At 71.0% G+C, this 13503-nt stretch carries 17 protein-coding genes, 2 tRNA genes and 1 pseudogene; 14 read left to right on the top strand and 6 right to left on the bottom strand.

Translation table 11 applies throughout. The features are described 5' to 3' along the window. From N869_RS08350 to N869_RS08340, 4 genes are all read left to right on the top strand, one after another. Positions 1–427 (top strand): DUF3566 domain-containing protein (locus N869_RS08350; RefSeq protein ID WP_232229665.1); only part of this gene is annotated, 427 nt, incomplete at its 5' end. A gap of 70 nt (positions 428–497) precedes the next feature. Then, positions 498–571 (top strand) — tRNA-Ile (locus tag N869_RS08345). 27 nt (positions 572–598) lie between these two features. After that, a complete protein-coding gene (locus N869_RS18490; RefSeq protein WP_232229664.1) occupies positions 599–718 on the top strand; it encodes a DLW-39 family protein in 120 nt (39 codons plus the stop codon). 59 nt (positions 719–777) lie between these two features. Next, positions 778–853, top strand: a tRNA-Ala gene (locus tag N869_RS08340). A 172-nt stretch (positions 854–1025) separates the two neighbouring features. On the opposite strand, the gene N869_RS08335 is transcribed toward N869_RS08340, so the two are convergent. Both N869_RS08335 and N869_RS17730 read right to left on the bottom strand, forming a co-directional pair. Next, positions 1026–1676: a ThuA domain-containing protein gene (locus N869_RS08335; protein ID WP_035060143.1), complete on the bottom strand. Its 651-nt coding sequence runs from the start codon at positions 1674–1676 to the stop codon at positions 1026–1028. Continuing rightward, positions 1673–1813, bottom strand: coding sequence for a hypothetical protein (locus N869_RS17730; RefSeq protein WP_198026005.1), 141 nt, complete (start codon positions 1811–1813; stop codon positions 1673–1675). The genes N869_RS08335 and N869_RS17730 overlap by 4 nt, the downstream gene beginning before the upstream one ends. 114 nt (positions 1814–1927) lie before the next feature. Here N869_RS17730 and N869_RS08330 point away from each other — a divergent pair, with 114 nt between their 5' ends. From N869_RS08330 to wrbA, 4 genes are all read left to right on the top strand, one after another. After that, the gene (locus N869_RS08330) at positions 1928–3205 is read left to right on the top strand and encodes an endo-1,4-beta-xylanase (RefSeq protein ID WP_035060141.1); all 1278 of its coding nucleotides are present in this window, start codon (positions 1928–1930) and stop codon (positions 3203–3205) included. Between the two features lie 126 nt (positions 3206–3331). Next, positions 3332–3508, top strand: coding sequence for a hypothetical protein (locus tag N869_RS17345; RefSeq protein WP_156968443.1), 177 nt, complete (start codon positions 3332–3334; stop codon positions 3506–3508). A gap of 65 nt (positions 3509–3573) precedes the next feature. After that, on the top strand, positions 3574–4584 hold the full coding sequence (locus N869_RS08325) for a sigma-70 family RNA polymerase sigma factor (RefSeq protein WP_232229663.1): 1011 nt from the start codon (positions 3574–3576) through the stop codon (positions 4582–4584). Between the two features lie 97 nt (positions 4585–4681). Then, positions 4682–5284, top strand: a complete 603-nt coding sequence (gene wrbA / locus N869_RS08320) for an NAD(P)H:quinone oxidoreductase (RefSeq protein ID WP_035060152.1) — start codon at positions 4682–4684, stop codon at positions 5282–5284. Positions 5285–5378: 94 nt separating this feature from the next. On the opposite strand, the gene N869_RS08315 is transcribed toward wrbA, so the two are convergent. Continuing rightward, positions 5379–6407 (bottom strand): hypothetical protein, encoded by a 1029-nt coding sequence (locus N869_RS08315; protein WP_052105258.1) that lies wholly within the window; start codon positions 6405–6407, stop codon positions 5379–5381. 132 nt (positions 6408–6539) lie between these two features. Here N869_RS08315 and N869_RS08310 point away from each other — a divergent pair, with 132 nt between their 5' ends. After that, positions 6540–7079: a peptidylprolyl isomerase gene (locus N869_RS08310; protein WP_035060137.1), complete on the top strand. Its 540-nt coding sequence runs from the start codon at positions 6540–6542 to the stop codon at positions 7077–7079. 79 nt (positions 7080–7158) lie between these two features. Next, positions 7159–8010, top strand: a complete 852-nt coding sequence (locus N869_RS08305) for a rhomboid family intramembrane serine protease (protein WP_035060135.1) — start codon at positions 7159–7161, stop codon at positions 8008–8010. 142 nt (positions 8011–8152) lie between these two features. Here the strand turns inward: N869_RS08305 and N869_RS08300 are convergent, their stop codons facing one another. Then, positions 8153–8398, bottom strand: a complete 246-nt coding sequence (locus N869_RS08300; RefSeq protein WP_035060132.1) for a cell division protein CrgA — start codon at positions 8396–8398, stop codon at positions 8153–8155. Between the two features lie 144 nt (positions 8399–8542). On the opposite strand from N869_RS08300, the gene N869_RS08295 reads away from it, so the two are divergent. Genes N869_RS08295 through N869_RS08280 form a run of 4 tightly spaced genes read left to right on the top strand, consistent with a single transcriptional unit; the run spans position 8543 to position 10996 of the window. After that, entirely contained in the window at positions 8543–9394 is an 852-nt protein-coding gene (locus N869_RS08295; protein ID WP_084136726.1) for a DUF881 domain-containing protein, read from the top strand. Next, positions 9391–10191 (top strand): class E sortase, encoded by an 801-nt coding sequence (locus tag N869_RS08290; RefSeq protein ID WP_084136723.1) that lies wholly within the window; start codon positions 9391–9393, stop codon positions 10189–10191. The genes N869_RS08295 and N869_RS08290 overlap by 4 nt, the downstream gene beginning before the upstream one ends. After that, entirely contained in the window at positions 10191–10349 is a 159-nt protein-coding gene (locus tag N869_RS17725; protein WP_035060129.1) for a hypothetical protein, read from the top strand. The genes N869_RS08290 and N869_RS17725 overlap by 1 nt, the downstream gene beginning before the upstream one ends. Then, positions 10346–10996 carry an aminodeoxychorismate/anthranilate synthase component II gene (locus N869_RS08280; protein WP_035060127.1) on the top strand — a complete coding sequence of 217 codons (651 nt, stop codon included), beginning with the start codon at positions 10346–10348 and terminating at the stop codon, positions 10994–10996. Before N869_RS17725 ends, N869_RS08280 begins: the two co-directional genes overlap by 4 nt. An 86-nt stretch (positions 10997–11082) precedes the next feature. Here N869_RS08280 and pknB read toward each other — a convergent pair whose 3' ends face one another. Both pknB and N869_RS08270 read right to left on the bottom strand, forming a co-directional pair. After that, complete coding sequence (pknB, locus tag N869_RS08275) at positions 11083–13098, bottom strand: Stk1 family PASTA domain-containing Ser/Thr kinase (protein ID WP_035060125.1); 2016 nt, start codon at positions 13096–13098, stop codon at positions 11083–11085. Next, a pseudogene (locus tag N869_RS08270) lies at positions 13098–13503 on the bottom strand (hypothetical protein); the annotation flags it as partial. The gene pknB and the pseudogene N869_RS08270, both read right to left, overlap by 1 nt.

Below are 13503 nucleotides of genomic sequence, written 5' to 3'. Positions count from 1 at the left end.
CGCCGCGCAGCCTCGGCCTGCGCCGCAGCCTCGCGAGGAGGCCGTCCCGCCCCCGCCGGCCGGCGGTCCCCGCCGTGTCCGGTTGTCGGTGTCCAAGGTCGACCCGTGGTCGGTCATGAAGCTGTCGTTCCTGCTGTCGGTCGCGATGGGCATCATGATCGTGGTGGCCACCGCGGTGGTGTGGACCACGTTGGACGGGCTCGGGGTGTTCACCTCGGTGAACGACACCATCGCCGAGATCACGGGCTCGCCGGAGTTCTTCAACCTGCTGGAGTACGCGGCGTTCGACCGGGTCATCTCCCTGGCGATGATCATCGCGATCATCGACATGGTCCTGATCATGGCGTTGGCGACGATCGGCGCGTTCCTCTACAACATCGTCGCGTCGCTGGTCGGTGGCCTGCACCTGACCCTGACCGACGACTGAGGCCGGACGGTTTGGGGACTGCCCCGCGACTGGGGTAGTCTCGTGCGGCGCCTGCAGCACGGCAGCGCACGGGCCTATAGCTCAGACGGTTAGAGCGCTTCCCTGATAAGGAAGAGGTCAGAGGTTCAAGTCCTCTTAGGCCCACTCGCGTCGATCGACATGGAGGACGAGATGAAGAAGCTTCTCCTGCTGGTCCTCGCAGCAGCCGCAGGTTACCTCGTGTGGCGGACGTACGCCGAGGACCGCGACGAGCGGGACCTGTGGACCGAGGTCACCGACGAGGTCGCCTGACCGACCGGGCTGCAGCCCGACGGGGGACCGTCCAGACCTGCGACGCAGCCGTCGCGCACGGGGCCATGGCGCAATTGGTAGCGCACCTGCTTTGCAAGCAGGGGGTTAGGGGTTCGAGTCCCCTTGGCTCCACCAGCTGAACAGCACGTCAGAGCCCGGCCACCGGCCGGGCTCTCGCGCGTTCCACGCCCCTCCGTCCCCCGGCACCTCGTCCTCCCCCGTACCGGGGAGCACCTGGTGCGCCATGTGCACCGTCCGCTCCCCGATCACGGCGGACGCCGAACCGGAGGCGCGGCAGCAGGCCGGGTCAGTGCAGGAGGCTGCGCATCGCGCCGCTGAGGTGGGCGCGCATGACGGGATGGTCGTAGGTGTGGGCCGAGTGGCCGAGCGAGGTGTACCAGGTGCGTCCTCGGCCGTAGGGGCCGTACCAGGCCACGGGGTGGTCCTGACCCATGCTTCCGCCGTCGTAGGTGCCCTCGTCGACGGTGAGCAGGACGGTCCGGTCGGGCAGGGGGCGGGACCGGAAGTTGTACCACTCGTCCTCGTGCTCCCACTGCTCGGGCAGGTCCGCGGTCGAGGGGTGGGCGCCGTCGGTCACGTGGACGGTCGCGGTCTGGATGTCGGGGTGGTCGGTGAACACTGCGCCGCAGATGCTCTCGAACTCGGGCCATCCCGGCTCGGTGAAGCTCGCCGAGTGCACTCCGGCCCAGGACGCCCCGTCGGCCAGCCACTGCGCGAACGCCTCCCGCTGGGGTCCGTCCAGGACGTTCCCCGAGGTCGAGACCCACACCATCAGCGTGTAGCGGCTGAGCCCGTCAGGCGTGAAGACGGCCGGGTTCTCGGTGTGGTCGGTCGGGACACCCAGGTCGCCCAGGATCTGCGTGAGGCTCGCGACAGCGTGCCCGATCGACTCGTGCCGGTAGTCGGTGGTGCGGGAGAACAGCAGGGCTCGGTTCACTCCAGCTCCTCCATCTCCTGCTTGCGGGCGTCGGCGAGGGCGTGCCGGACGGCGAGGCGGATCACCCAGTAGGCCAGGACCAGCATGGATCCGGCGACGAGGGGCAGCAGGAGCAGGTTGAACAGGAGGGTTTCCATCACGTCAGGGTAGCCAGCACCAGACGGGCACGGACGGGTCGGACGTACCGTCGTGAACCGCTCGAATCGATTCGATGCCTGTGCCATGATGGTGCCTCCCGACGAGGAGGAACGATGACGACCACCCCTGGTGCCGACCCGACCATGGCCCACCGGATCGGTGAGCAGACCGTGACCGTGCTGGGACCGGACGGCTCCCCGCTCGCGGGTGCGGAGGTCACCGTCGCCCAGCGCCGGCACGCGTTCGGGTTCGGGAACATCGGCTTCGACTTCATCCCGCTGGCCAACGACGAGCACGCGTTGGACCCGAAGGAGGTCGAGACCTTCGGCGGGGCATCCATCGAGCAGCTCGAGCGTCTCGCCGAGCTGTGGCTGGACGTGTTCAACACCGCGACGCTCCCGTTCTACTGGGGCCGGTTCGAGCCGGTGCGCGGCCGGCCGGACACCGGGCGTCTGCGCCGGACCGCCCAGTGGTTCGCCGACCGGGACGTCGACCTCAAGGGCCACCCCCTGGTGTGGCACACGGTGACCGCCCCGTGGCTGCTGGACCTGTCGACCACGGAGGTCGAGCAGGTGCAGCGGCAGCGCATCACCCGGGACGTCACCGACTTCACGGGCCTGATCGACACCTGGGACGCGATCAACGAGGCGGTGATCATGCCGGTGTTCGACAAGGAGGACAACGGCATCACGCGTCTGTGCCGGGCGAAGGGCCGCATCGCGACCGTGCGCATGGCGTTCGAGGAGGCGCGCGCGGCGAACCCGGACGCCACCCTGCTGCTCAACGACTTCGACATGTCCACGGCGTACGAGTGCCTGATCGAGGGCGTGCTCGAGGGTGGGGTGCAGCCCGACGTCCTGGGCCTGCAGAGCCACATGCACCAGGGCTACTGGGGTGAGGAGAAGACCCTGGGGATCATCGACCGGTTCGCCCGCTTCGGGATGCCCATCCACTTCACCGAGACGACGCTGCTGTCCGGGCACGCGATGCCGTCCGAGCTCAAGGACCTGAACGACTACCAGATCCCGGACTGGCCCTCGACGCCCGAGGGCGAGGAGCGGCAGGCCGACGAGGTCGTGCGTCACTACCGGACGTTGCTGTCGCACCCCTCGGTCGAGGCGATCACGTACTGGGGTCTGACGGACGACGGCATGTGGCTGGGGGCACCGGGCGGGTTCGTCCGCAAGGACGGCACGCCCAAGCCTGCCTACGACGCGCTGCGTGGGCTGGTGAAGGGCGACTGGTGGTACGCGCCCACGACCATGCGCACCGGTGCGGACGGCACGATCACCGTGCGCGGCTGGTACGGGGACTACGAGGTCGCGGCCCGCGGTGAGACGGCCACGTTCGGGCTGGACCGCACCGGCACGGCCGAGGTGCGTCTGGGCTGACCAGGCGCACCCCGGGTCGGGGCCTGCCGCCCGGTGACGGGGCATGGTTTCACGTGAATCCTTGCCCCGCACCGGGGGACACGGAGGCGTCCCCGGGTCCCGGTCTTCCGTGACCTCGACGACCTCGTGAGGCGGCCCGGCCACTACGGCATCGAGCTGATCGGTCAGGCTGACGAGGCACGCACCTCCATCCGTGCGATCCCCGCGCACGAACGCCTGTGGGCGGACGGTCTCATCGAGCTGACCATCGGTGGGACCGACCTGCTGCACCCACGGGGGCACCGTGTCGATCCGGGTCGGTGACCGGTCGGTCACGACCGGGCGTTCGGCCTGGTGACGGGCGCCCGACGCGGCGCTACCGTCGACCTGTGACGTCAGCGCAGGTGGGGACCCGCGTCGATGAACGCGCCTTCCAGGAGCAGGTCGAGCCGTTGCGGCGCGAGCTCACCGCACACTGCTACCGCATGGTCGGTTCGGTCCACGAGGCCGAGGACCTGGTGCAGGAGACGTACCTACGGGCGTGGCGTTCCTTCCCGGGGTTCGAGAACCGCTCGTCGGTGCGGACCTGGATGTACCGGATCGCGACCAACACGTGCCTGACCGCCCTGGAGGGGCGGTCCCGGCGCCCGCTGCCGACAGGTCTGGGGCAACCCGCGGGTGACCCGACCGCCGAGCTGCAGGACCGCAGTGACATCCCGTGGCTCGAACCGGCGCCGGACACCGTCCTGTGGGGTGGTCCCGCGCCGGACCCCGCCGACGTCGCCGTCGGCCGGGACTCCGTGCGACTGGCGTTCGTGGCCGCCCTGCAGCACCTGACCGCCCAGCAGCGGGCCGTCCTGCTGCTGCGCGAGGTGCTGCGGTGGAGCGCGGCCGAGGTCGCCCAGGCGCTCAGCCTCACCGTCGCCGGCGTGAACAGCACCCTGCAGCGGGCGCGTGCCCACCTGAGGGCCCTGCCCGAGGAGACCCGGCCGCCCGCCGCGCCGGCGTGGGACGAGTACGACCCGCGCGTGCGTGAGCTCCTCGACGCCTACGTGCGGGCGTTCGAGGAGTACGACGTCGACGGGATCGTCGCGACCCTGACCGCCGACGCCGTGTGGGAGATGCCGCCGTTCGTCGAGTGGTACCGCGGCGCCGAGGACGTCGGCACCCTCATCGGCACCCGCTGCCCCGCGTCCGGCCCCGGCGACATGCGGCTGGTCCGGACCGCTCTGAACGGCAACCCCGCCGTCGCGGTGTACATGCGGGGCCCGGACGGCGTTCACCGCGCGTTCCAGGTGCAGCACCTGGAGGGCGACCCCCGTGGCATCGCCCACGTGACCGTGTGGTTCGGGACCAGGGTGTTCACGGCCCTCGGGCTTGCGGAGGTCCTCCCTGGTTGACCCGGTCGACCCGGTTCGGGATGCGCCCGTCCGCTGCACGACGGACGATCGTGTGACCGGTCCGTCCGGGCCGGCCACCCACCCACCGGAGGACCACATGTCAGTGAAGGTCGCGATCATCTACCACTCCGCCACGGGCAACCTGCACCACATGGCCCAGCGGCTGGAGGGCACCGCGAAGGACGCCGGTGCGGAGGTCCGACGTCGGCAGGTCACCGAGATCGCCCCGGCGCAGGCCATCGAGGGCAACCCGGCGTGGAAGGCCCACGTGGAGGCCACCAAGGACGAGCCGCGCGCCACCCCGGACGACATGGACTGGGCCGACGTCGTGCTGCTCGGCTCCCCCACCCGGTACGGGAACGTCTCCAGCCAGTTCCAGCAGTTCATCGACACCCTGGGGCCCCTGTGGGCCCAGGGCGGGCTGGCGGACAAGGTGTACTCCACGTTCACCTCGACCCAGACCGCGCACGGCGGGCAGGAGACCACCCTGCACACCCTGCACCACATGGCCGCGCACTTCGGGGGCATCATCGTGCCGCCCGGGTACACCGACCCCCTGAAGTTCGCCGACGGGAACCCGTACGGCTCCTCGCACGTGTCCGGCGCCACCGGTGACGCCCCCCTGGCCGACGCCCTGCTCGCCGCCCTGGACCACCAGGTGCGTCGCGTGCTGCACGTCGCGGAGCGACTCACCCGCTGAGCCGCGCAGCACTGCACGAACAGACGTACAGACAGACGTGAGGGCCCTCCCGTCGGGGAGGGCCCTCACTCGTGCTCGAGGGATGCGTCCGGTGTCAGGAGTCCTTCGGCTTCACGTCCGAGGGCTTGGGGGTGCTGCTCTTGCTCGCGCTGCGCGAGGGGCTGGTGGTCGACCGCCCGGCCTGCTTGCTGCGCGCACCGGTGGTGGTGGCGCGGGCGGTCGGCTCGGTGCCCTTCTCGGCCTCGCTGGTGGTCGACACGCCGCTCACCGGCTTCCCGGCGGCGGTGCCCGTGGTGGGGATCGCCTCGGTGTCCTGCTCCGAGGCGTCGTCGCCCTCGTCGCCGCCCTTGGCCTTGGACGACGCCCGACGGGTCGCCTCGCGGGCCTTCTCGGCGGCCTTCTCGGTCGCCTCACGGGTCTTGGCGACGGCACCACCGGCAGCCTCACCGACGGCCTCGGCCTTGTCGCCGAGCTCGTGGCGGGCGTCGTTCACCGCGCCGCTGAGCTCCTCACGGGCCTCGGCGGCCCGGGCCCGGAAGGTGTCGACCCCCTGGTCGTCCTGCTCCCACGGCTGCTCGGCCCACGGGTCCGTCGTCGGGCGGGAGGCGCGCCAAGCCGCGAACGCAGCGCCGGCGGCGGCGAGTGCCGTGACGAACCAGAAGATCTTCGCGCCCCGGCGCTTCTTCTTCGGGGGCTTCACGTGGGCGAGCTTGTCCAGGCGCGCCGCTGTCGCTTCGTGCGCCTTGTCCACGCCCACGGCGGTGGTCGCGGCGGCGGCGTTCACGGCCGCCACGATCTTCGGCAGCACGTCCTGGACGATGCGGTCGTGGGCGGAGTCCACGACCGGGGCCGCCTTGCCGGCGGCCTTCTCGACCTTCGGTGCGGCGGCCTTCACGGCGTCCCGGTAGGCCTTCTGCACCCGGGGTGAGGTCCACTCGACGGCGTGCTCCACGTGCGGGGAGGCCCAGTCCTTGGCCGTCACCGCTGCGACCTTCGCCTGATCTGCCACCTGCCCCGCCGTCTTGCCCGCGTGCGAGGAGGCGTCGGCGAGGGCGCCGGAGGCCTGCTTCTTGAGGCGGGACGCGTCGAGGTGGCTCGAGCGCTTGGAACGGCGGATGTGCATGTCGACTCCCTGTCGGTCCGATGGGTGGGGTCCTCAGGTGGTACTGATCCCCATGCTGCCACCGTTGGGCCCGGTCCGCGCGGGGGTCGGCGACGACCTGCCGGTGTCGGGCCTGCGTGGGAGGATGGCGCCATGTTCGCGACCATGCACACGACCGCTGGGGACATCCGCCTGGAGTTGTTCCCCCACCACGCACCCAAGACGGTCCGCAACTTCACCGGGCTCGCCACCGGAACGCAGCCGTGGACGGACCCGTCCTCGGGGGACGAGCGCACCGACGCCCTGTACGACGGGGTGATCTTCCACCGTGTCATCTCCGGGTTCATGATCCAGGGCGGGGACCCGATCGGCACCGGCACCGGCGGCCCCGGGTACACGTTCGACGACGAGATCCACCCCGAGCTGCAGTTCGACAAGCCCTACCTGCTGGCGATGGCGAACGCGGGCAAGCGCCGTGACCCCGTCACCGGCGAGGTCGGTGGCACCAACGGGTCGCAGTTCTTCGTGACCGTGACCCCCACCCCGCACCTGAACGGCAAGCACACGATCTTCGGCAAGGTCGCCGACGACGAGAGCCGGGCCGTGATCGACGCCATCGCGGCGGTCGCGACCGGACGTGGCGACCGTCCCGTCGAGGACGTCACCATCACGTCGATCACCGTCGAGGACTGACGGGGTCGGTCACCGCACCGACTGACCACCAGGCTGCCCGGTCCAGCGGGGCCGGGCAGCCCGCCCCCGCTGGAGAGGCATGAGCACCCCGTCCGACCCCACCGCCCCGCAGGTCCCGGTGTGCCCCCGCCACCCCGACCGTGCCAGCTACATCCGGTGCCAACGGTGCGAACGTCCCGCCTGCCCCGAGTGCCAGCAGCAGGCGGCCGTTGGGGTGCACTGCGTGGACTGCGTGCGCGAGGCCAACCGCAACGCCCCCCAGGCACGCACCGCGTTCGGTGCGCCCCTGCGGGAGGGCCGGCCGGTGGTCACCCTGACGTTCATCGGGTTGTGCCTGGTCTCGTTCGTGCTCCAGCAGGCCATGGGGTGGCAGTGGACCGGTGAGCTGGCGTTCTCCCCCGCCGCCGGTGAGATCGAGCCCTACCGGTTCCTCACGACCGCGTTCCTGCACGCACCGGGGTTCCTGCACATCGCCGTGAACATGTACGCCCTGTGGGTGGTGGGTCCCTCCCTGGAGTTCGCGCTCGGCCGGTGGCGGTTCGTGTCCCTGTACCTGTTGTCCGCGCTCGGCGGCTCGGTGATGGTGACGCTGCTGGCCGTCCCCGGCTCGCCGGCGTGGTTTACGGCCGTCGTGGGAGCCTCGGGTGCGGTGTTCGGCCTGTTCGGGGCGATCCTGGTGGTCCTGCGCCGGTTGGGTCGCGGGGCAGGTCAGATCCTGGTGATCATCGCGATCAACACGGTGATCGGGTTCATGTTCCCCAGGATCTCCTGGGAGGCCCACCTGGGCGGTTTGCTGGTGGGCCTCGCACTCGGGCTGGCGTTCGCCTACGCCCCGCGTCGCCGCCGGCTCGAGGTGGGTGTGGCCGCCGTCGTCGCCGTCGGGGTGGTGCTCGTCCTGGCAGCGGCGGGCCGCTACCTGCTGGTTGCCTGAGGCTTCAGGTCCCCAGAGTTGCTCACACCTGTGGAACTACACCCGTGTAGTTATCCACAGGGATGTCCACGCCCTGGGGAGAACCCGGGGGTGACGGTGGGGACAACTCCGTCCGCACCTGGGGACAACCTGTGGGTGACGGTCAGCGCCAGCGCGTCGTGAGGACGAAGCCGGCGATCATGAGCACGAAGCCGATGGCCAGGTTCCAGTTCCCGATCCCCGGTACGGGGAACTCCGTTCGGGTGACGTAGGTCGTCACCACCCACACCAGACCCACGACCATCAGGGTGAGCATGGTGGGAACAAGCCAGGCCGGGTTCGCCTTCTCCTTCTTGGACGTGGGCGGCGGCGTGTAGGCGGGCTTCTTGCGCGGCTTCGACTCGGGCACGGTCCGTCTCCTGGAGAATCTCGTCCTGGGCAGGCGGGCGCGGGCACCAACGGCGCCCGTCGTTCGTCAACTAGCGTAGTGGGCACTCCGTGCGCGGACCGGCCCGAACCCGCCGGCCCGCTGCACCGCTCCTGGGAGGACGCGATGACGACACCATCGGGGCAGGACCCGCCCCGGGACGGTCGCGCGCCCGAACCGCCGCACGCCGAGGGCCTCGTCCTGGAGCGGCCGCCGCTGTGGAGCGCGATCGGCGTGGTCGTCGTCCTGGCGCTCGCCGGGTTCCTGTTCGTGGCCAACGCGCGCATCCAGGGTGGTGTCGACGCCCGTCACCCCCAGGACCTGCCCAGCCTGGTGCAGACCGAGCTGGACCGCGCCGAGGACCTCGCCGAGCAGGTCGAGGAGCTGCGCAGCGAGGTCGACCGGCTCACCGACGCGAGCACCAGCGCCCACCCCCTGCCCGACAACGGGATGGTCGAGCTCGCCGCCGGCAGGGTCGGGCTCTCCGGTCCCGGCCTGACCGTCACCCTCACCGACGCCCCCGCCCACACCCCGCAACCGGACTGGGTCGTCAACGACGACCTCGTCGTCCACCAGCAGGCCCTGCAGGCCGTCATCAACGCGCTGTGGGCCGGGGGTGCCGACGCCATGACCCTGCAGGGCCAACGAGTGGTGTCGACCACCGCGTTCCGCTGCGTGGGCAACGTGCTGCTCCTCCACGGCAGGCACTACTCCCCGCCGTACGTCGTGCAGGCGATCGGCGACCCGCAGGAGCTGCAGGCCTCGCTCATGGCGTCCAACGCCGTGCAGCGCTACCTGGACTACGTCGACATCGTGGGTCTGGGGTGGTCCACGACCGTCGAGGACGAGGTCGAGGCACCACCGTTCGAGGGTGGGCTCGAGCTGCGGCATGCTTCTGTTCCCGACGGCGTCCCGTTGTTCCCCGAGACCGTCACCGAGTCACCGGGCGCAGGGGCGTCCGTCGGAGGTGCACCGTGAACGCGACGACGACGTCAGGGGGGCGGCGGTCGTCGTCGCACGACCCGTTCGCCGAGTTCCCGACCGAGCAGGCCCGCACCACCCGCACCCGGCGGGCGCGCCCGCGCCGATCCTTCGGTTCGGTCCTCGTGGGTGTCATCGGCGAGGTCCTCATCACCGCCGGGGTGTTCCTGGCCCTGTTCCTGGTGTGGCAGCTGTGGTGGACCGACGTCGTCGCCGGTCGTGAGCAGCAGCAGGTCGCCGAGGAGCTCGGGTTCACCCGGGTCGAGGGGCCCGTGGGACCCGAACGGTACGACGACCCGCCGGTGCTCGACGAGCCGGACGACCTCACGACGTTCGGCTCGCTCCTGGTGCCCCGGTGGGGTGAGGACTACAACCAGGTCATCACCCAGGGTGTGGGGCACGACGTGCTCGACGTCCTGGGCCTGGGCCACTACCCCGGTACCGCGATGCCCGGCGGTGTGGGCAACTTCGCCGTGGCCGGTCACCGCGTCACCTACGGCCGGCCCCTGAACCGGGTCGAGGAGCTGCGCGTCGGCGACCCGCTGATCGTGCGCACCGACGAGGTCTGGTACGTGTTCACGGTGACCGACACCCAGGTGGTGCTCCCGCCGCAGATCGAGGTCATCGCCCCGGTGCCCAACGAACCGGACGCCGAACCCACCCAGCGGTTCATGACCCTGACGACCTGCCACCCGATGTTCTCGGCCCGCGAGAGGTTCATCGTGCACTCCGAGCTGGACCACTGGATGTACGTCGAGGACGGCATCCCCGCAGCGCTGGACAGGGGCGAGTGATGTACGGACTGCTGTGGCGCCTGCTGCCCGGACCGGTGTGGTTCCGGCTGATCCTGCTCCTGGGGCTGATCGCTGCGACCCTGGTCGTCTGCTTCCAGTGGGTGTTCCCCGCGATCGCCCCGTACATGCCGTTCAACGACACCACGGTGGAGACATGACCCGCATCCTCGTCGTCGACAACTACGACTCGTTCGTCTACACGATCGTCGGCTACCTCGACCAGCTCGGCGCCCGGACCGTCGTGGTCCGCAACGACGCCGTCCCCCCGGCGCGTGACCGTGCCGGGTACGACGGGGTGCTGATCTCCCCCGGCCCCGGGACGCCGGCCGGCGCCGGTCAGAGCCTGGACGTGATCCGTGACTGCGCCGAGTCCAGCACCCCGATGCTCGGGGTGTGCCTGGGGCACCAGGCGCTGGCCGAGGCCTTCGGTGCGACCGTCACCCACGCCGCCGAGCTCATGCACGGCAAGACCAGCGAGGTCAGCCACGAGGGCACCGGGGTGCTCGCCGGGCTGGGCACCCCCTTCACCGCGACCCGGTACCACTCCCTCGCGGTCGTCGACGACACCGTGCCCGACGAGCTCGAGGTCACCGCCCGCACCGCGTCCACCGACCGCCCCGGGGTGATCATGGGGTTGCAGCACCGGGAGCTGCCCCTGCACGGGGTGCAGTTCCACCCCGAGTCGGTGCTCACCGAAGGTGGCCACCGGCTGCTCGCGAACTGGCTCGAGGTGTGCGGGCTGGACGGTGCGGTCGCAGCCTCGGCAGGCATGGCGCCGCTGGTGCGGGAGACCGCGCACGCCTGACCGCCACCAGGACGACGTGAGGAGGGGCTCCACCCGTAGCGGGTGGAGCCCCTCCTCACGTCAAGGGTGGTCCCGGTGGGCCGGGGTCACCGGTCCCGGCGCGGCGGCCAGGGCATCCCCTGGTTCTCACCGTCGTCGTCACCGTTGCCGGGCTCAGGGCCCCGCGACACGAACAACCTGACCGTGTGACCCTCGGGGACGCTGGCACCGGCCCCCGGGTCCGTCCGGAAGACCCGATCGGCCTGCACGGTGTCGTCGTAGGCGAACTCGACCGTGGTGTTGAGCTGGTTCTGGCCCATGCGGGCCTCGGCGGCGTCCTGAGGCAGGTTGTACACGTCAGGGACGGACACCTCGTCAGGGCCGGCCTCGGTCGCCAGCACCACCGACACCGACGACCGCTGGGCCACCGGCCCGGCCGCGGGTGACTGGCGGATGACCGTGCCGGGCTCGGCGTCGCGGCTCTCCTCACGGTCGATCCCGAACGACAGGCCCAGGTCGTTGAGGGTCTGGCGGACCTCCTCCTCGCTCTGACCGGAGAGGTCCGGCAGCTGCACCTGCCCGGTCGAGATCACCAGCGTCACCTCGGTGTCCGGGGACACCGACTGCCCGGCCTCGGGTTCGGTGCGGATCACACCGTCCCGCTCGATGCTGCGGTGGTCCTCGGTCGTCGTCTGGATGTTCGTCAGGCCCAGCGCCTGCAGGCGGTCACGTGCGGTGTCGCGGTTCTCTCCCTCGAGGTCAGGGATGTCGATCGCGTCCGGCCCCTGGGAGACGACCACCGTGACCGTCTCACCGACCTCCACCTCCGTGGGGCCCTGGGGGTCGGAGCGGATGACGGTGCCCTCGGGCACCGTGTCGTCCGCCTCGGTCTCACGTGCGAACTCCAGGCTGAGTGCCTCCAGCTCGGCGCGCGCGTCCGCCTCGGTCATCCCGACCAGGGACGGCATCTCCACGCTCTCGACCGGTTGCTCCCGGTCGCTGTTCAGGGCGATGAGGATGATGATGCCCACGACCGCGACCACCGCCACGGCCACCAGCGTCCAGATCAGCTTGCGCCGGTCCGGTCGCTCCTCCTCCTCTTCGGTGGGGGGCTCCTCGCCGGGCGGGATCTGCGCGGGGGTGACCGCCGTCTGCGCCCAGGGCATCACCTGGGTCTCACCCGGCTGGGCACCCATCACCTGGGTGGCGTCCCCGCCGGGCACCCCGGCCATGCCCATGGCTCCCACTGCGGGGGCGGACACGTGCCCGCCGCGCACCGCGGACTCCAGGTCCGACCGGAACTCGGCCGCGGTGGAGTACCTGTCGTTCCGGTCCTTGGCCAGAGCCTTCATCGTGATCCGGTCCATGACCTCCGGGACGTCCGAGGCGTAGGCGCTGGGCGCCTGGGGGACCTCACGGGCGTGCTGGTAGGCCACCGCCACCGGGGAGTCGCCGATGAACGGGGGACGGCCGGTCAGCAGCTCGAACAGCAGGCACCCGGTCGAGTACAGGTCGCTGCGGGTGTCGACGGCCTCACCACGGGCCTGCTCGGGGGACAGGTACTGGGCGGTGCCGATCACGGCCTGCGTCTGGGTCATGGTGCCCGCGGCGTCGGCCATCGCGCGCGCGATGCCGAAGTCCATCACCTTGACCGCGCCGGTCGGCGTGAGCATCACGTTCGCGGGTTTGATGTCGCGGTGCACGATGCCCGCGTGGTGGGAGTACTCCAGGGCCGAGAGCACCCCGGCGGCGATCTCGATGCCTTCCTCGATGGGCACGGCGGACCCGTCGCGCAGGATCTCGCGCACCGTGTGGCCCTCGACGTACTCCATGACGATGAAGGGCACGTGGGCGACCGCGCCGCCGTGCTCGGTCACCACGTCCTCACCGGTGTCGTACACCGCCACGATCGAGGGGTGGTTCAGGGCCGCCGCGGCCTGGGCCTCACGGCGGAACCGTGCCTGGAACGAGGGGTCCCGGGCCAGGTCGGACCGCAGGATCTTGATCGCGACCGTGCGTCCGAGCCGGGTGTCGTGGCCGATGTGCACCTCGGCCATGCCACCACGCCCGATGAGCTCACCGACCTCGTACCGGCCGCCGAGGATCCGAGGTGCGTCCACCACTAGAGGTCCTTCGCTGTCGTCGTCTGCTGCGCCCGGTCCGTGCCGGGACGCACACCGATCATCCCACTTGTCGTACCACTGCCGTCGGGGTTGCCCACCGCCACGTGGACACCCTTGGAGGGCTCGTCGTGCGTCGGCCCCGACGCCCCGAACATCCTCTCAGCGAACACCGCCCCCAGAAGGGCGAAGACCACCATCAGTACCAGGGCCAGCAAGGGCCATGTCAGTCGTCCCCAGCGTCGACCCGTGGTCGGGCCCGTGGGCACAGGGCGCTGGGCCTGCGCCCGCACCGCCTGCCCCACGACCCGGCCCCGCTGCCTGAGCGTGACCAGGACGGGACCCGCCCCCGACCGCACCCTCGCGGTGGCGACCGCGACCACGTCCCGCACCTGGCCGACGCGCGAG

The sequence above is a fragment of the Cellulomonas bogoriensis 69B4 = DSM 16987 genome (assembly GCF_000767165.1).
Classification (GTDB): Bacteria; Actinomycetota; Actinomycetes; order Actinomycetales; family Cellulomonadaceae; genus Actinotalea; species Actinotalea bogoriensis.
This window is presented reverse-complemented; position numbering and strand designations above follow the sequence as displayed.